Here is a 20,155-nt window from a genome sequence, read left to right as displayed (position 1 = left end):
CTTCAGCTCCTGGTTATGGATCTAACGGGTGAGCAGGAAGTGCAACAGCAACGGGTTGGCAAAAAACCAAACATATATGAGCCAAGGCTTGATAGGGTTTAATTAAATTACCTTGCTTATAGCTGGCATCAAATTGTGCTAATAAACTAATAATATGTTCAAGGGTGTGTACTGTTAAACGATTAAGCGCTTGGCTAATTGGCCCTTGTTGGTTTTTCCAAATGGCTTTTTGTTTAAACAAGGCCGTTAGGTTCTCGCCTTGTTGCAACCCTAATTGAAGACTCAATAGGGTGTTAGCTTCTTTATTAATAGTCCATAAAATGCTGACTGCCTCGGTGTTATCACCAGAGAGTTTAGTCAAAACTTTAATTGCTTGGCGGCTATTTCCCTGAAGCAGAGCATCGCTTAAATCAAAAATATCGAACTTAGCTTGATTAAGTAAGCCTTGCAGTACTCGTTGTTGGTCAATTAAAGCATTCCCATGCAGTAAAGACAGTTTTTCGAGCTCTTGAAAACAGGCCAGTAAGTTACCTTCAGTGGCGTCAATTAAGGTTCGCTTTGCATCAGGTTGCATATTAATAGCGAGTCGCGCACATTGTTCATCTAACCAACGCTGCAAATGATTACCGCTAAGCGGGTAGCAAGGTACAAATACACCGTGTTTATCTAGCGCTTTAAACCATGCACTGCGTTGAATATCTTGGCTTGCTTTAGCGCCTGTGACAATTAGTAGGGTATCTGGATTTGTTAGTTCAACGAGCTTTTTAAATGTTTGGCTGCCAACAGTGCCTGGCTTTTGACCATTGAGATCAAGCTCAATTAAAGTACGGGCACTAAATAGTGACATGCTTTGATATTGCGCGATCAGCTCTTGCCAATCAAAGCCGGGCATTAATGTAAACTTTATTACTTCGTCAAAACCGTGCTGTTTTGCACATGTACGAATTTGCTGGGCACATTGTGCTATTTGAAAAGGTTCTTCACCAAACACTAGATAAAAAGGCTGTAGCGCTTTTTTTAACTCATTAGGTAGTTGATTAGCGTAACAGCGCATTATAGTTGCGAAAGCTCTCGTACTATACGACGACTTGCCTGCATACGAATTTCATTTAGCAGCAAATCAAGCTCTTTTGCTTTTGCCAAAGCGTTATCAGGATCGTCTTGATAATTACGATACAGCTCAAAGCTTTGATTGATAGGATCAAGGCCTGGGCGTTTTAATGTGTAAGCAACACTGTATGCAAGTTCGTATTCAGCCACTTGTCCGTTTTTAAATAGCGATAAAATTTGGCGCTCTAAACGGTCTTTTGATAAATACAGTTGTGCGACATTGTTTTCCGGCGCTGAAAGTAACTCCACTTTACTGAGGGTAAGTTCTTTTTCAAGCATGGCGAATAGTGCTGATTTTTCATCATCACCGGTGAGGGTAATAATTTTTAGATCATCCGGCAAGCTCGATGCTTTTTTTAAGTGAAAGCCACAGCTGGTAAGTAAAAAACAGACTAGCACTAAGGCTAGTCCGTTTTTAAAGGCATTGAATGATGCCATATTAGTTAGCAACCACGTTAAGTAGTTTACCCGGTACGTAAATAACTTTACGGATTGTTACACCGTCAGTAAATTTAGTCACGTTAGGCTCTTCAAAAGCAAGTGCTTCAACTTGCTCTTTAGTTGCATCAGCCGGCACGGTTAATTTTGCACGTAACTTACCGTTTACTTGCACGATGATAAGCTTCTCATCTTCAACCAAAGCAGACTCGTCAACTGTTGGCCAAGCGGCATCAAGAATGTCACCTTCTTTGCCAAGCTCTTGCCATAATTGATGTGACAAATGCGGTGTGATTGGTGCAAGCATTATTAATAGTGCTTCAAGTGCTTCGTTAGCAATCGCAACATCTTGTTTATCAGCCAGAGGGGCTTTTAACAATTTGTTTGAGATTTCCATGATAGCGGCAATCGCAGTATTAAATGTTTGACGACGTTCAACATCATCAGTCACTTTTGCAATTGCTTTGTGTAGCTCACGACGAAGTACTTTTTGTGGATTTGTTAACGCTGATTTATCAAGTGCTTGGTAACCTACTGTGTTTACATCAACCGCGTATTTCCATACACGTTTAATGAAACGGTGTGCGCCTTCAACACCCGAGTCAGACCATTCAAGTGTTTGCTCAGGTGGTGCGGTAAACATCATAAACAAACGAACAGTATCAGCGCCATATTGAGCGATAACTTGTTGTGGGTCGATACCGTTGTTTTTCGACTTTGACATTTTGCTCATGCCTGATGAGAACACCGGCTCGCCATCGTCTTTATGCCATGCTTTTGTTACACGGCCTTTGTCGTCTGTTTCGGTTTCAACATCGCTTGGCGAAATCCACACATCGCCGCCTTTCTCATCTTTACGATAGAAAGTTTCAGCCAGTACCATGCCTTGGCAAAGTAGGCGGTCAAACGGTTCATCTGAGTTTACTAACCCAAAGTCACGTAATAATTTATGGAAAAAGCGCGAGTACAATAAATGTAAAATTGCGTGTTCAATACCACCAATGTATTGGTTAACTGGTAGCCAGTAATTAGCAGCTGCTGGGTCTAACATGCCTTCATCATGACGTGGGCTACAGTAGCGTGCGTAATACCAAGACGACTCCATAAAGGTGTCAAAGGTATCTGTTTCATGAAACGCAGGTTGTCCGTTAACCGTGGTTTTAGCCCACTGTGGATCAGCTTTGATTGGCGATGTTACACCGTTCATTACCACGTCTTCTGGTAAACGCACTGGTAGCATATCTTCAGTAGCAGCAAGTTCTTTACCATCTTCATCGCTAAGCATTGGGATTGGCGAACCCCAGTAACGCTGGCGGCTTACACCCCAGTCACGTAAGCGGAAGTTGACTTTACGCTCGCCTACACCCAGTGCTTCAAGCTTATCTGCAACCGCGTTAAATGCACCGTCAAAGTCAAGGCCATCAAACTCACCTGAGTTCACTAATATGCCTTTTTCAGTGTACGCTTCTTGATCAAGGTTTACTTCAAGTTCAGAACCCGCAACAGGCGCGATAACTTGTTTTATATCTAGGCCGTACGCTGTCGCGAATTCATAATCACGTTGATCGTGTGCAGGTACTGCCATTACAGCGCCAGAGCCGTAATGCATTAATACAAAGTTGGCAACCCAAATTGGTACTTGCTCACCCGTTAGTGGGTGGGTTGCATAAAAGCCTGTAGCGATGCCTTTCTTTTCCATGGTTGCCATGTCTGCTTCAGCAACTTTGGTGTTTTTACATTCTTCAACAAACATTGCCACAGCGTCGCTATTTTTAGCCGCTTCTTGAGCAATAGGGTGCGCACCTGCAACCGCAAGATAAGTGACACCCATGAAAGTATCAGGGCGAGTCGTATATACGCTGAATTTTTCGTTGTTATCAGTGCGCGTGAACTCGATATCTAAACCTTCAGAGCGGCCAATCCAATTGCGCTGCATGGTTTTTACTTGCTCAGGCCAATCTTCGAGTTTGTCTAAGTCGTCAAGTAGCTCTTGTGCGTAGTCGGTAATTTTAATAAACCACTGTGGGATTTCTTTTTGTTCAACCACTGCACCAGAACGCCAACCACGACCATCAATTACTTGCTCGTTAGCAAGTACTGTTTGGTCAACTGGATCCCAGTTTACCGTCGACATTTTTTTATACACTAAGCCTTTTTCGTAAAGCTTGGTGAAAAACCATTGTTCCCACTTGTAGTAGTCAGGGTGGCACGTTGCGATTTCACGATCCCAATCATAACCAAAACCTAATTGCTTAAGCTGGGTACGCATGTAATCAATGTTTTCGTAGGTCCATTTTGCAGGGGCTGTTTTGTTTTTAATAGCCGCATTTTCTGCTGGTAGACCAAACGCATCCCAACCCATAGGTTGCATTACATTTTTACCTTGCAAGCGTTGGAAGCGAGAAACAACATCACCAATGGTGTAGTTACGCACATGACCCATATGCAGTCGGCCGCTTGGGTATGGGAACATAGAAAGGCAATAATACTTTTCTTTGCTCTCGTCTTCGGTGGCTTTAAATACTTGGTTTTCTTCCCAGTAGGCTTGGACTTTTGACTCTATGTCTTGCGGGTTATATTGCTCTTGCATCAACGATTCCAGACTTCTTGCAAACTAATAAAAAATTGTTAAATAGGATAACCCAAAATAAACGCTAATCACAGCAGCAAATAAACGGATTTTATAATTTCACTACTAAATTAGTTTTCAGGGCAGGTTAACCTATACTCAAGTATGTTGATTACTTGATTTAACGCAGTTTTGAAGGAGTATAAAATGGCTGATTATAAAACTTGGTTAACCGATTTAACTGACTGGCTTAAAGATGTAAAAGATCACGAGCTTAAAGATGCAATGGACAAATTTGTGGAATCTGAGCAAGCGCTAAAAAGCCTTGGCCAAGAAAAACTGGAATTATATCGCAACTATTTAAAGCGTGATATTGAGCATATTCAAGAGCATGATAAACATTACGATTCTCTTGCATGGCAAGAGCTTAAAGAGTCTTTGTGGTTTGAATTGTCACATATAGAAGATAAAACCCAGTTAGAATGGCACGCATTAAATCAAGATTTTAAACACAATGGTGTTTATCACCAAGGTGAATGGATAGCCATGGGCACATTAGTGTGTAAGAATTGCAGCCATAGTTATGATATTTATCATGCCGCGCAAATTAGAGCTTGTTCAGAATGTAACGGCATCTACTTTACCCGCCGAGCATTACAACCGTAAAATAGTGCACAACAGATATGTTGAGCGCATTTAAATAAATCAGCCAATTAGCTGATACAAAAAGAAGTTAGAATGACGAAAAAATTGCTGCCATTACCTGTGTCTGCCCTTGCGCCGACGATTTCACTCAATCACGTGCAAACTTGCATGAGTAACCCTTACCCTGAAACACTGACTTTTATTGGTCAACAGCGCGCACAAAGCGCGCTGGACTTCTCATTAGGCATGGAACTACCTGGTTATAATGTTTATGTTATGGGTGAAGCTGCGCATGGTCGTTTTACTTTAGTAAAAGACAAATTAGAGGCACACAGTAAAGGTCGGCCGACGCCAAACGAGTGGTTGTACGTTAATAATTACGACGATCACCGTGAGCCAATCGCACTATTTTTACAAGCAGGGCAAAGCAAGCAATTGGCCGATGATATCGACTCGTTTATCGACGAGGTACTCGACACCTTTCCAGCAGCATTTGATAACCCTGCTTATCAGCGCAAAAAGAAAAAAATAGACCGTGAATTTAATGACGCTTATGACGCTGCAATCACCGAAGTTGAAATTGCTGCACTTGAACAAAGCGTTGCTTTGATTGAAGAAAAAAGCGTTGTTGGCTTTGCGCCATTAATTGATGGTAAACAATTAAGTGATGCTGAGTTTGCAGCTCTTGATGATGACTTACGCGAGCAATTTTATGAGGTTATCGAAAAACTCGAAGATGCTTTGATTGAAGCGTTAATTGAATTACCACGTTGGAAGCGTGAGTCCTCAGAAAAACTACGTAATTTAAAAAAATCCACCGCAGAGCTTGCGACTAAACCGCTGTTAAAAGATCTAGAACATAAGTATGCCGCCCATATTGGTGTACTACGTTATTTAAAAGATATTCGAGTTGAAATTATTGATGCAGTTCTTGAGTGGCTAGATGACGAAGATGTAAGCGACGAAAACAAAGAAGATTTTGATAGCAAAGGTATGTTGACCGACTTTTTTGCGCCCAATATCTTAGTAGAATTTAAAGAAGGTGATGCCGCACCGGTCGTCTATGAGCCCAACCCAACGTTTGGCAATATTTTTGGCAAAATAGAGTATGCCGCGTCGCAAGGCTCATTGATCACTAGCTATCGGTCAATCCAGCCCGGGGCACTTCACCGTGCTAATGGCGGTTACTTGATTATGGACGCCGAAAAAGTGATGGCAAACCCACAAGTGTGGGATGGACTAAAGCTGTCACTAAAGACTCATCAAATCAAAAATGATTTACCGTATCAAGACAGTGCAGTAGGCAGCAGCTTTACACTTCGTCCGCAGTTGATACCCCTTGACGTGAAAATTATTTTGTTAGGTTCGCGTGATTTGTACTACACCATTGGTGAGTATGATGAAGAGTTTGCTGAACTATTTAGAGTACTGGCAGATTTTGATTACTACCTACCTAGTAGCGATAAACTGCAATATCAGTTTATTACTAAAGTAACTGAGTACTGCCAAAATACGCTTAAATGCAGCTTGACTGAATCTGCTATGGCACGGCTACTTAAATTTAGTTATCGCCAAGCTGAGCACCACAATAAACTATCAGCGCGTTTTGCTGATGTACTAGAGCTGGTAGCAGAGGCAAGTTTTTACACCAAACAAGATAATTTAAGCTTAATTGACGCTCACCATATTGATGAAGCGATTGAGGGGAAACAGTACCGCACAGGGCAAATTAGCGAAAACATGCTCAGCGATATTAAAGAAGGGCACACCTTAATCGCCACTGACGGCCAAGCCGTTGGTAAAGTGAATGGCTTAACCGTGTTGCACATTGGCGATACATCGTTTGGTACGCCTGCACGTATTACTGCCACAGTGTACGCAGGTGCTGATGGCGTGATTGACGTAGAGCGTGAAGCTGAGCTCGGTAAAGCAATTCACTCTAAAGGTGTGATGTTACTTACGGGTTACTTGGGTAATAAATACGCTCAGCAATTTAGTTTAACGCTCAGTGCGAATATTGCTATCGAGCAAAGCTATGGCTACATAGATGGAGATAGCGCGTCACTAGCTGAGCTATGTGCACTGATTTCGGCTATTACTAATTTACCAATTAGCCAGTCAATTGCGCTGACAGGCTCAATAAACCAACATGGTGATGTACAAGCCATTGGTGGCGTAAATGAGAAAATAGAAGGCTTTTTCAAACTGTGTAAAATGCGCGGTTTAACCGGTCAGCAAGGCGTAATTGTGCCCAAATCTAACCAAGTTAATTTAGTACTCGATGACGAAATACTTGCAGCGGTCGAGCTAGGTAAGTTCCACATTTATGCCGTTGAAACGGTAGATCAAGCTCTTAACGCGTTAATGGATATAGACGCCGGTGAGCTGGTTGATGGTCATTACCCTGAAGATTCAGTAAATGGCATTGCCTTAGCACGATTAAATAATATCGCCGGTATCGTAAATGGTGATAGTGATGAAGATGAAAAAGAACAACAGGGTGAAGAGTCATGATTAATATTATTTTAGTGATAATTATCGCTATATTTTGCTATTTAATCTTTCAAAATAGTAAAAAAGCGAAGCAGCAAGCCCTTGCGAATGCGCAGCTTAGTAGTGATTTTTTAGCCACCAACAGTAAAGTTGAAGGCATAACAGAGACCGCTTCAGGGCTACAATATAGAATTGAGCACAGCAGTGGCTCTGATGTAAAACCAAATCCTACAAGCATGGTGAACGTTCACTATCACGGTACTTTGCTTGATGGCAGTGTTTTTGACAGCTCTGTTGAGCGAAAAACCCCCATTAGTTTTGGTCTGCATCAAGTAATTAAAGGCTGGACCGAAGGCTTACAATTGATGAGCGAAGGCGATAAATACACTTTTTATATTCCGCATCAGCTTGCGTATGGCGAAAAGCGAGTGGGGAGCATTCCACCCGCGTCATTGCTTATATTTGAAGTAGAGTTGCTGAAAATAGAATCTTAACGGGTTTTTAAAGGCGGCGATTTAAATCATTGCCTTTAATTTTATTGCTTAGTGGCAAAGTAGTTATCTTAAAGTTTTGTTATTTAATGCCGATACCTTTATTAGGACCATTTCAGGATGAAATAATGAAGATATCACCCGTAATAAACTTACCTAAAACTGAGGGCTTTCAAACTAATAGCGACAAGCGGTTGGAGCAAAAGCAATCCAAGGATGATCAGCCTGAGTATGTTTTATCTGAGTTTTTAGATGCCAAAGCGCAACAATTCAGTGACGAAGATGCCAGCTTTGCAGGTCATTATGAGAACTTAGAAAAAGTTTACGATGATTTAGAGCGCAAGATTAATGTGCTGCAAGAGCAAATTAGTAAACTCAATCAAGACCCTATCCAGCGCCAGTTACAGCTTAAAAGTCACAACCAAGTCTCGCAAAGCAGTAATAAAAGCCAAAGCCTAACAATGCAGTCTGAGCACACCGGCGTTAAACGATATCGTGATTCTCAACAACAAGAGCAAGTTGATATTTTGCTCAAGCAGCTCAATGAACTGCAATCTAAACAAGCACAAGTTAAGCAACAGATGATCGATATGGTAATCACTGAGCTGAAACAGCGAGATAACGAAGAGTATAATTTTTAAAGCGAGCGTAACGACATTTACACTCTGTTACAGTATTTCGTCGAACAAAGCTGCAATCCATCTTTAAGTTGTTATTATGATATAAAATAACAACAGCTCATTAGTTGAGCATAGAAGGATGGTCACGTTGAAACTACGTACTTTATTAACGGCAATCGCTGTTGCAGTTACGCCTGCAATCTCATCTGTCGCGCTCGCCTATGAAACGCAAGATACGCGTTTATTACGCTTTCCCGACATTCATAAAGAATCGGTCACTTTTGTCTATGCGGGCGATATCTACATCGCTAATACAAAAACGGGCAAAAGCACACGCTTAACGGATCATGTTGGCTTTGAAACGTTTCCGAAGTTTTCGCCTGACGGTAAGCGTATCGCGTTTTCAGCGCAATACAACGGCAGTCGTCAAGTATATGTGATGAACCGTGACGGTTCGCAGCTAAAGCAATTAACTTATTATAATGATGTAGGCGTTATGCCACCGCGTGGAGGATTTGACTACAGAGTGCTTGACTGGACACCTGACGGTAAGCATATCGTGTTCAGAGCTAACCGCACACCGTTTGGTAAGCGTGTTGGCAGGCCTTATATGGTGCCAGCTGATGGCGGGCTAGAACAACCGTTAGCAATCCCAGAATCAGGCGGCGGTATGTTATCGCCAGATGGTAAAAAATACGTTTATACACCAATAGACCGTGAGTTTCGTACATGGAAGCGCACCCGTGGTGGCCGTGCTCAAGATGTTTGGGTGTATGATTTAGAGAACAATAAATCTCAGCGGCTAACCACCAATAGAGCGACTGATCAGCAACCAACCTGGGTGAATAATAATATTTATTATGTCTCAGATAGGGATTACACCTTAAACCTCTATAAGCATCAAGAAGGCAAAGCGCCACAAAAAGTCACCAACCATAAAAACTTTGACGTACTTTGGCCATCAGCAGGGCCACAAGCTATCGTGTATGAAAATGGCGGTTATTTGTATCGCTTTGATGATGCGACAGGGCGCAATGAAAAGCTTACAATCAATGTGCAAGGCAACCGAGAATACACCATGCCTTATACTAAAAACGTGAGTAACTTTATTGATTCAATGGACGTATCACATGACGGTAAACGCGTGGTATTTAGTGCCCGAGGTGACGTTTTTTCAGTGCCCGTTAAACATGGACCAACCCGCAATTTAACGCACACACCAAAAGGGCGGGAAATTGCTGCGTCGTGGTCTCCTAATGGCCGTTATATTACTTATATGAGTGATGAAAGCGGCGAATATGAGATTTACCTGCAAGATAGAGCAAACAACAATAAAATAAAACAGTTGACCAGTAATGGCAGTATCTGGCGCTTTGATCCTCTCTGGTCGCCAGACAGTAAGAAGCTATTGTTTGCTGATCAAAATCATACGCTTTGGTGGCTTGATATAAAAACCGGCAAGCAGCGTAAAATTGATACTGCAAAATTTAATGAAGACAGTTTAACTTCGTATATCTGGTCACCAAATAGTGAAGATATCGTATTTGTTAAGAATAACGAAAACCGTTATGCATCATTGTGGCATTACAATATTAACGACAAAGACGTGACACGTTTAACCGATGATATGAGCAGCGAAAGAAATCCAGCGTTTTCGCCGGATGGTCAGCATCTGTATTTTACCTCAGAGCGTGATTTTAATTTAACCTTTAGTAGCTATGAGTTTGATTACATGTTTAACAATGCAACCCGTTTATATTCGGTTGCAGTAAATAATAAAATTAAACCACTAAATACGCCACTGACAGATGAAATCAGTATTGTTGACGCTAAAGCGAAAAAAGACGACAAAGAGTCAGCAAAAAAAGCCAATACAGAGTTTGAAAGTAAGGGCTTTATGGAGCGCGTTGTAGCACTTAATGCGCCAGCAGGAAACTATAACGCCTTAGTAGGCGTAAAAGAGGGCGTATTAACACTCACTGGTGGTGAGCTTAAGTTAATTCCACATGCGGTTGATGGCGAGGTTGCAACTGTAGCCGCTGGCGTCAGCAGTTATAAAGTGTCAGCAAATGGTGAGCATATTATTGCCCGTGCAGGGGATAAGTTTAGTGTTATTAAGCCCGCAGCTAAACAAGATTTAAAAGCTTCAGAGCTAAACCTTGAAGACATGGTATTAAAAATTGATCCACAGACTGAGTGGGCACAAATGTACCGCGAAGGTTGGCGTACTCTGCGTGATTGGTTTTATGATGAAAACCACCATGGACAAGATTGGGACGCTATTTTAAAACGCTACCAACCTATGGCTGATGCTGTCGCACACCGAGCAGATCTTGATTATGTACTAAGTGAAATAGCAGGGGAGATAAACTCCGGCCACATTTATGTAAATTCAGGTGATATGCCCCGCTCTGAACGCTTACAGCATGGCTTACTCGGTGCAGAAATTAGCGCTCATAAATCAGGCTTCGTGAAAATTGAGAACATCTTTAAAGGTGAGAACTGGCACGAGAACTTCCGCTCTCCACTTAACGAAACCGGTATTAATGCAAGTGTGGGTGATTATATTGTTGCAGTGAATGGCCGGTCGGTAAAAGGCGTGGTTAACTTTTATGAGCTACTTGAGAACACCCAAGGAAAGCCTGTAGAACTATTACTGAGTAAATCACCTAGCTTGACAAAAAGCTGGAAAGTAACCGTTAAACCAACCGCCAGTGAAACCGGTTTACGTTACTTACAATGGGCACAATCGCGTGCTGATTACGTAGATAAACTCTCAAATGGTCGTATTGGTTACGTACACTTACCAAATACTCATTACGAGGGAAATCGTTCGTTATTCAAAAACTTTTTACCGCAAACCACTAAAGAAGCCATGATAATCGACGACCGTTATAACGGCGGTGGCTTTATTCCTGAGCATATGATCACTTGGCTTGCGCGTAAGCCACTTAATTATTGGAAACGTCGTGGTGTTGAACCTACCAAAACCCCCCAGTTTGCCCATGATGGACCTAAAGCCATGTTAATTAATGGCTACTCAAGTTCTGGTGGCGACGCGCTACCGTATTACTTTCGCCAAGCGGGTTTAGGTAAGTTAATTGGTACTCGTACATGGGGTGGGTTAATCGGTATTTCAGGTAACCCAGGCCTTGTTGATGGAGGCTCTGTGATTGCAGCGACCTTCAGAATACTTGATAACGATGGTAATTGGATAATTGAAGATGAAGGCGTAAGCCCTGATATCGAAGTGATTGACCGCCCTGAGCTTATTCAAGCAGGGCAGGACCCATCGATAGAGCGTGCTGTGAAAGAGCTGCTAAAAGAGCTTAAAGCGAACCCGAAAAAGCCGCTAACAGTGCCTGCTGCACCTTCTGAGTTTGGTAAATAGTTATAATCGTAAGTTGTTACAACTGAGCCCGCAATTGCGGGCTTTTTTATTTTCAGCCCCTAAACCACCTACTTCAGTAGGTGGTTATCATCAAATAGGCTTTGCCTGTAAAAAGTACTCATGTTAATTCCTAAGTTGATTTTTAGCGAAGTCACAAAAGGAAAAAACATGAGTAGATACGAGAAAGCATCGCATGTGTATTGGCGATGTCAATATCATATAGTTTGGACACCGAAATATAGATTTAGGATCCTTAAAAACAAAGTAGGCAGGGATGTATACAGATGCATTCAGGTCTATTGTGAACAGCTTGGATGCAAAGTTGTTGAGCTGAATGTACAAATAGATCACGTACACTTAGTAGTAAAAGTGCCACCAAAGCTGTCAATTTCAAAATTAATGGGAGCATTGAAAGGTAAAATAGCGTTAAAAATGTTTAGTAAATATCCGTATTTAAGAAAGAATAAGTTATGGGGTAATCATTTTTGGCAGCGAGGGTATTTTGTTGACACGGTTGGCATAAATGAAGAAGTAATACGAAGATATGTCAGGCATCAGCAGAAAGAAGAGAGGCAAGAGCAAGCTCAGTTAACACTGGAGTAAACAACGCCCCCTTTTAGGGGGCTAATTCAAAGCCACCTTCTTTAGAAGGTGGATCTTTTACATTTATAACCCTTAGATTCGCAGTAATGCTTGCAAACTTAACCTCTAGTAGCTTTACTCTCGCCAACTCGCCAACTCGCCAACTCGCCAACTCGCCAACTCGCTCTTTACTCCAAACACAAAAAAACCTCGGCATTTACATGACGAGGTTTTTAACTTTCAATCTAAACGGTAGGTTTAGTTAGAAGTAAAGCTCACTGGACGACGTTCTTTACGAGGACCGCCACGCTTATCACCGCGTTGGTTGTCTTTGTTAAAGTTACGCTTTCTGTCACCGCTAGGGCGCTCAGAGCGTTCGCCACGTGACTCAGATGGGCCTTGATCTTGAGTCAATGTCATACCCATTGGGCGTTTACAAATAAACACCTTTTGGAAGTGATCAAGTACATCTTTAGGCATGTTTTGCGGTAATTGTACCGTACTGTGACTGTCGTGAAGACGAATGTCACCAATAAACTTGCTTGAGATATCAGCTTCGTTAGCGATTGCACCCACAATGTTCTTAACTTGAACACCATGTTCACGACCTACTTCGATACGGTAAGTATCCATAGGGCCTGCATCACGGCTATTACGCTCGCGAGGTTTACGCTCAGCGCGCTCACCACCACGTTCGTTACGACGACCACGGTCACCACGTTCATTGCGTGGGTTACGCTCATTGCGCTCACGTGGTTGAATCTTAACTTCTTCAACTTTGATTGGCGATTGTTGCTGTGCTAAACACAGTAATGCACCCGCTAAGTCTTCAGGAGCAAGGTCAAGTTTTTGTGCCATGTTAGCAGCAACTTCATTGAAGAAAGTGATATCTTTATTTTCAAGAGCAAGGGTAAGCTTTTCTTGTAATGCATTGATACGTTTTTCTTCAACAACTTTAGCTGTTGGTAGTTCAACTTGGGCAATTTCAGATTTAGTATGACGAATGATATTTTTAAGTAAATAACGCTCGTTATGCTTAACGAATAAAATTGCTTTACCAGTACGACCAGCACGACCTGTACGGCCGATACGGTGAACGTAGGCTTCTGAGTCTTGTGGAATATCGTAGTTGATAACTAAGCTTAAGCGGTCAACATCTAGACCACGGGCTGCTACGTCTGTTGCAATAACAACGTTTAGCATGCCGCTTTTTAAGCGATCAACAGTACGTTCACGCGCTTGCTGGTTCATATCACCATTAAGAGGAGCTGCAGAGAAACCTTCGCGCTCTAATAATTCAGCAAGTTGAACCGTGTCATTACGTGTACGTACGAAAACGATAGCACCTTCGTATTGTTCAGCTTCTAAGAAGCGAACGATAGCTTTGTTCTTATGTACGTGAGCATTCCAAAATACTTGCTCAACTGAAGATACAGTCGAGTTACGTGCAGAAATATGAACCTGTTCAGGGTTATTCATATATTTGCTACTGATGTTTTGAATTTGCTTAGGCATAGTCGCAGAGAAAAGACATGTTTGCTTTTCACGCGGCGTTTTTTCCATGATGTTTTCAACATCATCGATAAAGCCCATACGTAACATTTCATCGGCTTCATCAAGTACAAGTGCTTGTAAAGCATCAAACTTGATTGTACCGCGGTTAATGTGATCGATTAAGCGACCCGGTGTAGCGACAATGATTTGCGCGCCACGACGAAGTGCACTTAATTGGATGCTGTAGCTCTGGCCACCATAAAGTGCCAATACTTCTACACCACGAGTGTGTTTTGCATATTGTTCAAATGCCTCAGCAACTTGGATCGCAAGCTCACGTGTTGGTGTGAGTACAAGGATCTGTGGCTGTTTCACAGACGGGTCAATATTGTTTAGTAATGGCAGTGCAAATGCTGCTGTTTTACCTGTACCCGTTTGTGCTAGTCCCAGTACGTCCTTTCTTTCTAGCAATAACGGTATACATTGAGCTTGGATTTCAGATGGTGTCTTGTAACCCAACTCTTCAACTGCTTTTAAAATTGCAGGAGAAAGATTTAGAGATTCAAACGTGACTGGTTCTGACATTAATACGCCTCAACGAATTTAAAGAGGCGCGCATTGTATAGGAAATACGAGGCAATTGCTTGTATAAATTACAACTAATTTGTATGTGCTTGATGTTGATTGAAATTTAACCAGCTTAATATTTGTTCAAATTAAGCTGGTTAATAATGATAGCGCAATACTTATTTGTATAAGCCAAGATTTTCTTTTGCGTAAGCTTCAAATTCAGTGAATCCGCCGATGTGTTCTTGATCAACAAATATTTGTGGAACTGTCGGGCACGGCTTACCAGCTGACTGTTCTAGATCCGCTTTGCTAATGCCTTCTTTGATAATATCAATATAACGGAATTTAAAGTCATCACGTTCATCAGCTAGTTTTTGTGCAACGTCTTTTGCACGAACACAAAATGGGCAGCCTTCACGGCCAAAAATTACAGTTAACATATCGCTCTCCTCGATTTGGTTTCGTCTATCTTATCTAACTAGAGCAAAATAAACAGTGTAAAAAAACGATTAGTTGATTCTATTTAAATGATTACACTACAACGTTCTTAATCTAATCCCTAATTGGCTGGAGTAACCCATAGAGCTGGCACTAATCTGCAGTTGTTCATTGATAATATAATAGGTAGGAAAAGCGGATACTTTATAGTTAGCTTGAGTCTGATCATTGCCAAGCAATATTGGCATTGTCAGCGCTAAATCACTGACAAACTCTTCTACTTGCGTTGTACTTTTATAATCAAGTGCAATACCAATTGCATTAATGTCACGGCCTTTAATTGCAGCTTCTAAATTTGGCATGCTGTATTTACAAACCGTGCACCAGGGCGCGAAAAAGTAAATAACAGTTGTTTTGCCTTTAAGTTCAGCGATACTCACACGGTTATCGATGTTATTGAGCAATGCCAAACTAAAGTAGGGCGCGGGGCTATTATCTGCTTTTAGTAAATTACGCTCTTGGAATGCGCTAACCAGAAAAAAGATTATTGCTGCTAAAACTATGTTTATCAGTGTACTGCGAATGAGCTTCAAGCATATCTCCAAACTGAGTTACATTTTCGTGGTTGAATTATGAAGTTTAACCCTAAGCTCTATTAATGGAAACCATGAAGATGTTTAGATTTATACTTTACAAAGGAGATCATGATTATGAACAACTCTACAGCACCAGCAAACATAATGCCTACATTGACGGCAAATGATATTGATGGCAAATCTGTTGATTTAACTGAGCGACAAACTGAGCTTCCTTGGAAGATGATAGTTATTTATCGTGGTAAGCATTGCCCGTTATGTACTAAGCAATTAAACGCTTTGGCATCTATAAAAGATGACTACACTCAGGCTGGTATCGAGATTGCCGCCGTCAGTGCTGATAGCCAAGAGCAGCTGAGCGGACATTTGCAGGACTTAGAGGTTAATTTCCCGCTTTATTCTGGCTTAACACTTGAGCAAATGACAGATTTAGGCGTTTATATTAGTGAGCCGCGTAATGAAAATGAGACCGATCACCCATTTTCAGAGCCCGCAATATTTGTACTTAATGAAAAAAATCAAATTCAGATTTTAGATAAGTCGAATGCACCATTCTCACGTCCTGATTTGAGTGCGCTGCTTTCTGGTATTAAATTCATCCGCGAAAACGACTATCCAATTCGTGGCACATTTGCGTCATAACTAGCGCATGAGGCATGTTTAAGCATGCCTCATGATTATTTTTAAACTTTTTTTATTTATTTACTTGAAAACATTTTTACCGTCCATATATAGTTTAGTGAGGACGCCTGATGGGTCCCAAATTAAACAGAAGTAATTGAAATTTATATTATTAATTTAACTTTGCCTGCGCTTGTTCGACAGAAAAGCACATGCAATATATCGCTTAAATATGAGGATATTATTATGCGTACAGTAGACTTATCACCACTTTATCGTTCATTCATTGGTTTCGATCATTTAGCATCTTTAATGGATGCCGCGGCTCGCACAGACAAGCAGCCGAGTTTTCCTCCATACAATATCGAAGCGCTTGATAAAGACAAATACCGTATCACTATGGCTGTAGCCGGTTTTAGTGACAATGAGCTGACCATTGAGTCAGAAAATAACACCTTAAAAGTTGCTGGTATAAAAGCCGATAAAGGTGAATCTGATGAGCGTAAATTTATTCATCAAGGTATTGCCGAACGTAACTTTGAGCGGAAATTTCAGTTAGGCGACCATGTTAAAGTACTTGGCGCAGATTTAGCTAACGGCTTACTGAGTATCGACCTTGAACGCGAAATACCAGAAGCATTAAAGCCACGCAAAATTGAAATTGGCAGTGGTAACTTGCTAGAAGGGAAATAACCAACCCTTAAACATTATTTCCCCTAATTGACTTGTTATTTTTAGTAGCCGCCTCATTTGAGGCGGTTTTTTTGTTACTGGTTCAGTAATAGATATTGGCTATAAGCTTTCAATATTATCTAAACACCATTTAGCTCTGTCTAAGGTGGCTTGGCGTTGTTCTGGAGCTTGCTTCTGCCAATTTTTATACACCATACCGATACGCGGGTTTCGAGATAATCGTTCTTCATGCTTATTCATAAAGTGCCAATACAAGCTGTTGAATGGACATGCAGAATCTTCAGTTTTTTCTTTTACGTTATAATGACAGTCCTTGCAGTAATCGCTCATTTTATTTATGTAATTACCACTGGCCGCATACGGTTTAGTTGCAATAAGGCCTCCATCGGCAAACTGACTCATACCTCGGGTATTAGGCATTTCCACCCATTCAATAGCGTCTATATAAATGCCCAAATACCAACTATCTACTTGGGCTGGGTCCATCTCAGTTAATAAACAAAAATTACCGGTTATCATCAAACGCTGAATATGATGGGCATATGCGGTATCTAAACTTTGGTTAATTGCATGTTTCATACAATTCATATTGGTGTTTCCATACCAGAAATAATCAGGCAAAGAGCGGCTAGCGTTTAATTCGTTTTTAGATGCGTAGTCGGGCATGTTTTGCCAGTAAATACCACGTACATACTCACGCCACCCTAGGACTTGCCGAATGAATCCTTCAACTTGTGCAAGGTTGATATCATCGGGACGCGATTCAAATTCTTTAAGCACTAGGTTTATGACTTGCATCGGGTGGAGCATTTTAGTGTTAAGCGCAAATGATATTCGGCTATGATACAAACTCCATTGTTCTGTACTCTGACAAGTCATGGAGTCTTGGAATTGACCAAAAGATGGCAATAAATGTTCGCAAAAATATGCCAATAATTGCTTGGCCTGACTACGGCTTGTCGGCCAAAGCAGGTTTTCAGGGCAATGGCCGAAGGTATTAATATTATGGGCTTCAATTCGTTTGATAGTTGTACCAACTGGATTGCGGAACGTTTTTGCTTTTGGTATTTGAGCTAAATCAGCTTTTTTGAGTTTGTTACGGTTAGCTTGATCAAAATTCCACTGTTCACCGAGAGGGGAGTCGCCGTTCATTAATATATCAAAGCGCTTGCGCATCATGCGGTAAAAAAACTCCATTTTTACATGTTTATCTTTTTTAAAGTGCGTTTTAATTTCATCAAAGGGCAGTAAAAAATGTTCACTGTCGAACCCTATGATTTTTATGTTGCTGGTAGAGTGAAGTTGATTCATTTGCTGTTTTAAGCGGTATTCGTCAGGATATTGGTAGTGAATTTGTGTGCATTGATATTGATCTGCTAGGTGTTTAAGTAAATCACTTAAAGATGTATATTTGTGGGTGTCATCTAAGGTCAAATGCAGAACATTCAAATTAGCTTGCTGTAACGCCGAGGCAAAGTTTTTCATGGCGCAAAAAAACGCTGTAATTTTTTGGATATGATGTTTTACATAGTCTGTTTCTTGTTTTAGCTCAGCAATGACGTATAAAACGTGTTCTTGATTCGGCTCTTTGTACCAACTATGGCTGGGGTTTAGTTGATCACCAAAAATAAATCGTAAGGTTTTGTATGCCATATAATCTGACCAAATTTAAATTATACGCCATACTTAGTTGATTAGATCTGATTTATTATTATTTTTAACCGTGCTATATCTAGATCAGTTTCAAACAAAGGACTGTGTTTCAGTGAAAAATATATTACGTTTTAACCACCATTTAACTATTTACTCACTCATTGCTTTTACACTTTTTGGCGCTACTAATACCAATGCCAATGTGTACAAATGCGAGAAAGAAGGGGTAGTTGAGTTCAGTCAGTTTCCGTGCGGTAAAGACGCTAAAAAAATTACTGTGGAAGAACAAAATCCAGGCGCGCCAAGTGAAATTGTGACTAATGGAAAAATGGATACCACGCAGATTGATAGTTATATTCGTATTAAGCAGATTGATGTAGATATTAACCAACATCAAGACAAGATAGATACTTTAACGGCTAAAATGAATAAAGAGATAGGTGGGTTAAAAAATCAATCAGATGCTCAGTTGCATAATCTAACAGGCGCACAAAAAGAAACGGCTATTGCCAACCAGATGGTGAATGTGACACAAAGGTACGATTTACAGATTGAGCGGGAGCAACGCGATATTGATAGGCTGCAAAAAGAAAAGTTACGATTACAGCAAGGCCAAGCTCAGGTTGATACAACTATTGAACAAAGCGAAGAGAGTAAAGAAATAGATTCATTCATTCGTAGACAAGCTATCAAGCGTGAAGTTGAAGAAAGAGAGTCTAAAATTGATACCTATCAAGCTCAAATGAATCAGCAAATAAATACTCTAGATTCAGAGGCTAAAAATCAACCGAGTAATTTAGCTGATGCTACTTATGATAATTCATTATCCAGGAAAATGACGGCCTTGACCTCAAAATATAATACTTTAATTGAAATTGAGCAGCGCCAAATCGACAGGCTTCATGATGAAATGGCGCAGCTACAATAGCAATTAGGAGCTAAGTTGTTTTTGCGAGTAGTCAGTTAGTGACACCACGTTACTGGTTTTAAACAAATAGCTTGTTATTATATTAGTAAAAATACGTATTGCTTGGCGCCAATTTTGTTCAAGTGTTGGCGTCATGTAATCTTTTAAGTGAATTTTCAAACTTGCTAAAAATGCATTACACAATAAAGTAACGTCTTGGTGGCTTATTCCCAATTTACTTAAATTATTTGCATGATGATGAATAAACGGTGTCACTGAACGTAAATTATCTATATGCATAATTGTTCGCTCTAATGCACAGTACAGTAAATAACTATTTTCATTCAATGCCTCACTAGATGGACATTGCATTAACAGTGGCTGTCGTTTTAGCTGCATCTGAAAAGTAAATGTAAAACAATGAAAGTTTGGTTTGATTATATTAATACTTCTCAGTAACTGTTTTTTAATTTCTGTATTAAATTTCATAATCCCCCCGCTAGTTAGGCTGTTTCAACCTCGCTAATTATAGCTTGTAACTCTTAAAGTGCTGAGGTTTTTTCAGCAATAACGCATCTTAGAGCTGGTATTGGGAAATATCGTCTTGTTTAAAAACTAATTTTATATTCACAAATCTTTACATTTTAGGTAATACCTCATTCGTTTCGTCTTTCAATTTCTTTATCTGTTGGGGGGCTAAATAGGGTGAGTAGGAACTAGATTGGCGTTATTTTGTACTATTAAGAGGGCCTTAAAAGAGGCTAATTCTTTACAGGTTTTTGGTTGCTAATTATGTCAATAGTCTTTATAATAGCCGCCATTGTTTAGCTTACTTTGTAATTGC

General features: G+C 40.6%; 17 protein-coding genes. 9 read left to right on the top strand and 8 right to left on the bottom strand.

From position 1 onward, the window contains the following. Positions 1 to 13: 13 nt before the first annotated feature. From holA to leuS, 3 genes are read right to left on the bottom strand one after another with little or no spacing between them, the layout of a single operon-like run. Positions 14 to 1,054 (bottom strand): DNA polymerase III subunit delta, encoded by a 1,041-nt coding sequence (gene holA, locus QMA12_RS06320; protein WP_087530736.1) that lies wholly within the window; start codon positions 1,052 to 1,054, stop codon positions 14 to 16. Then, positions 1,054 to 1,548: an LPS assembly lipoprotein LptE gene (gene lptE / locus QMA12_RS06315; RefSeq protein ID WP_290209600.1), complete on the bottom strand. Its 495-nt coding sequence runs from the start codon at positions 1,546 to 1,548 to the stop codon at positions 1,054 to 1,056. Before lptE ends, holA begins: the two co-directional genes overlap by 1 nt. A 1-nt stretch (position 1,549) precedes the next feature. Beyond that, positions 1,550 to 4,138: a leucine--tRNA ligase gene (gene leuS / locus QMA12_RS06310; RefSeq protein ID WP_290209599.1), complete on the bottom strand. Its 2,589-nt coding sequence runs from the start codon at positions 4,136 to 4,138 to the stop codon at positions 1,550 to 1,552. 186 nt (positions 4,139 to 4,324) lie between these two features. Between leuS and QMA12_RS06305 the strand changes: the two genes are divergently transcribed. From QMA12_RS06305 to tnpA, 6 genes are all read left to right on the top strand, one after another. Continuing rightward, positions 4,325 to 4,783 (top strand): hypothetical protein, encoded by a 459-nt coding sequence (locus tag QMA12_RS06305; protein WP_087530733.1) that lies wholly within the window; start codon positions 4,325 to 4,327, stop codon positions 4,781 to 4,783. Between the two features lie 72 nt (positions 4,784 to 4,855). Next, positions 4,856 to 7,276: an AAA family ATPase gene (locus QMA12_RS06300; protein ID WP_290209598.1), complete on the top strand. Its 2,421-nt coding sequence runs from the start codon at positions 4,856 to 4,858 to the stop codon at positions 7,274 to 7,276. Next, positions 7,273 to 7,749 carry an FKBP-type peptidyl-prolyl cis-trans isomerase gene (locus QMA12_RS06295; protein WP_290209597.1) on the top strand — a complete coding sequence of 159 codons (477 nt, stop codon included), beginning with the start codon at positions 7,273 to 7,275 and terminating at the stop codon, positions 7,747 to 7,749. Before QMA12_RS06300 ends, QMA12_RS06295 begins: the two co-directional genes overlap by 4 nt. A gap of 125 nt (positions 7,750 to 7,874) precedes the next feature. Then, complete coding sequence (locus QMA12_RS06290; protein WP_290209595.1) at positions 7,875 to 8,387, top strand: hypothetical protein; 513 nt, start codon at positions 7,875 to 7,877, stop codon at positions 8,385 to 8,387. 118 nt (positions 8,388 to 8,505) lie between these two features. Next, positions 8,506 to 11,757 (top strand): S41 family peptidase, encoded by a 3,252-nt coding sequence (locus QMA12_RS06285; protein ID WP_290209594.1) that lies wholly within the window; start codon positions 8,506 to 8,508, stop codon positions 11,755 to 11,757. Positions 11,758 to 11,925: 168 nt separating this feature from the next. Next, on the top strand, positions 11,926 to 12,360 hold the full coding sequence (gene tnpA / locus QMA12_RS06280; RefSeq protein ID WP_087532237.1) for an IS200/IS605 family transposase: 435 nt from the start codon (positions 11,926 to 11,928) through the stop codon (positions 12,358 to 12,360). A 237-nt stretch (positions 12,361 to 12,597) separates the two neighbouring features. Here the strand turns inward: tnpA and QMA12_RS06275 are convergent, their stop codons facing one another. The 3 genes from QMA12_RS06275 to QMA12_RS06265 form a co-directional block, all read right to left on the bottom strand. Continuing rightward, positions 12,598 to 14,418, bottom strand: coding sequence for a DEAD/DEAH box helicase (locus tag QMA12_RS06275; protein WP_290209593.1), 1,821 nt, complete (start codon positions 14,416 to 14,418; stop codon positions 12,598 to 12,600). Positions 14,419 to 14,579: 161 nt separating this feature from the next. Continuing rightward, positions 14,580 to 14,843 carry a GrxA family glutaredoxin gene (locus QMA12_RS06270; protein ID WP_087530727.1) on the bottom strand — a complete coding sequence of 88 codons (264 nt, stop codon included), beginning with the start codon at positions 14,841 to 14,843 and terminating at the stop codon, positions 14,580 to 14,582. A gap of 96 nt (positions 14,844 to 14,939) precedes the next feature. Beyond that, entirely contained in the window at positions 14,940 to 15,434 is a 495-nt protein-coding gene (locus QMA12_RS06265; RefSeq protein ID WP_087530726.1) for a TlpA disulfide reductase family protein, read from the bottom strand. Between the two features lie 117 nt (positions 15,435 to 15,551). Here QMA12_RS06265 and QMA12_RS06260 point away from each other — a divergent pair, with 117 nt between their 5' ends. Both QMA12_RS06260 and QMA12_RS06255 read left to right on the top strand, forming a co-directional pair. Continuing rightward, on the top strand, positions 15,552 to 16,079 hold the full coding sequence (locus QMA12_RS06260; protein ID WP_087530725.1) for a peroxiredoxin-like family protein: 528 nt from the start codon (positions 15,552 to 15,554) through the stop codon (positions 16,077 to 16,079). A 225-nt stretch (positions 16,080 to 16,304) separates the two neighbouring features. Next, a complete protein-coding gene (locus tag QMA12_RS06255; RefSeq protein WP_087530724.1) occupies positions 16,305 to 16,751 on the top strand; it encodes an Hsp20 family protein in 447 nt (148 codons plus the stop codon). A 99-nt stretch (positions 16,752 to 16,850) separates the two neighbouring features. On the opposite strand, the gene QMA12_RS06250 is transcribed toward QMA12_RS06255, so the two are convergent. Beyond that, positions 16,851 to 18,404, bottom strand: coding sequence for a cryptochrome/photolyase family protein (locus QMA12_RS06250; protein ID WP_290209592.1), 1,554 nt, complete (start codon positions 18,402 to 18,404; stop codon positions 16,851 to 16,853). 112 nt (positions 18,405 to 18,516) lie between these two features. Here QMA12_RS06250 and QMA12_RS06245 point away from each other — a divergent pair, with 112 nt between their 5' ends. Beyond that, the gene (locus tag QMA12_RS06245) at positions 18,517 to 19,332 is read left to right on the top strand and encodes a hypothetical protein (RefSeq protein WP_290209591.1); all 816 of its coding nucleotides are present in this window, start codon (positions 18,517 to 18,519) and stop codon (positions 19,330 to 19,332) included. Positions 19,333 to 19,335: 3 nt separating this feature from the next. Here the strand turns inward: QMA12_RS06245 and QMA12_RS06240 are convergent, their stop codons facing one another. Then, a complete protein-coding gene (locus QMA12_RS06240; RefSeq protein WP_290209590.1) occupies positions 19,336 to 19,800 on the bottom strand; it encodes a globin in 465 nt (154 codons plus the stop codon). Between the last annotated feature and the right edge of the window lie 355 nt (positions 19,801 to 20,155).

Origin of the sequence: Pseudoalteromonas sp. APC 3893, from assembly GCF_030408095.1 — a bacterium.
Lineage (GTDB): Bacteria > Pseudomonadota > Gammaproteobacteria > Enterobacterales > Alteromonadaceae > Pseudoalteromonas.
The sequence above is the reverse complement of the archived record's forward strand: the minus strand, read 5'-3'. Positions and strand labels throughout refer to the sequence as shown.

Bases quoted from the DNA above. Each gene is read 5' to 3' on its own strand.
- QMA12_RS06240 (WP_290209590.1), bottom strand. From the start codon at position 19,800: ATGAAATTTAATACAGAAATTAAAAAACAGTTACTGAGAAGTATTAAT.
- QMA12_RS06305 (WP_087530733.1), top strand. From the start codon at position 4,325: ATGGCTGATTATAAAACTTGGTTAACCGATTTAACTGACTGGCTTAAA.
- QMA12_RS06295 (WP_290209597.1), top strand. From the start codon at position 7,273: ATGATTAATATTATTTTAGTGATAATTATCGCTATATTTTGCTATTTA.
- QMA12_RS06285 (WP_290209594.1), top strand. From the start codon at position 8,506: ATGGTCACGTTGAAACTACGTACTTTATTAACGGCAATCGCTGTTGCA.
- holA (WP_087530736.1), bottom strand. From the start codon at position 1,054: ATGCGCTGTTACGCTAATCAACTACCTAATGAGTTAAAAAAAGCGCTA.
- QMA12_RS06275 (WP_290209593.1), bottom strand. From the start codon at position 14,418: ATGTCAGAACCAGTCACGTTTGAATCTCTAAATCTTTCTCCTGCAATT.
- QMA12_RS06290 (WP_290209595.1), top strand. From the start codon at position 7,875: ATGAAGATATCACCCGTAATAAACTTACCTAAAACTGAGGGCTTTCAA.
- tnpA (WP_087532237.1), top strand. From the start codon at position 11,926: ATGAGTAGATACGAGAAAGCATCGCATGTGTATTGGCGATGTCAATAT.
- QMA12_RS06270 (WP_087530727.1), bottom strand. From the start codon at position 14,843: ATGTTAACTGTAATTTTTGGCCGTGAAGGCTGCCCATTTTGTGTTCGT.
- lptE (WP_290209600.1), bottom strand. From the start codon at position 1,548: ATGGCATCATTCAATGCCTTTAAAAACGGACTAGCCTTAGTGCTAGTC.
- QMA12_RS06300 (WP_290209598.1), top strand. From the start codon at position 4,856: ATGACGAAAAAATTGCTGCCATTACCTGTGTCTGCCCTTGCGCCGACG.
- QMA12_RS06250 (WP_290209592.1), bottom strand. From the start codon at position 18,404: ATGGCATACAAAACCTTACGATTTATTTTTGGTGATCAACTAAACCCC.
- leuS (WP_290209599.1), bottom strand. From the start codon at position 4,138: ATGCAAGAGCAATATAACCCGCAAGACATAGAGTCAAAAGTCCAAGCC.
- QMA12_RS06260 (WP_087530725.1), top strand. From the start codon at position 15,552: ATGAACAACTCTACAGCACCAGCAAACATAATGCCTACATTGACGGCA.
- QMA12_RS06255 (WP_087530724.1), top strand. From the start codon at position 16,305: ATGCGTACAGTAGACTTATCACCACTTTATCGTTCATTCATTGGTTTC.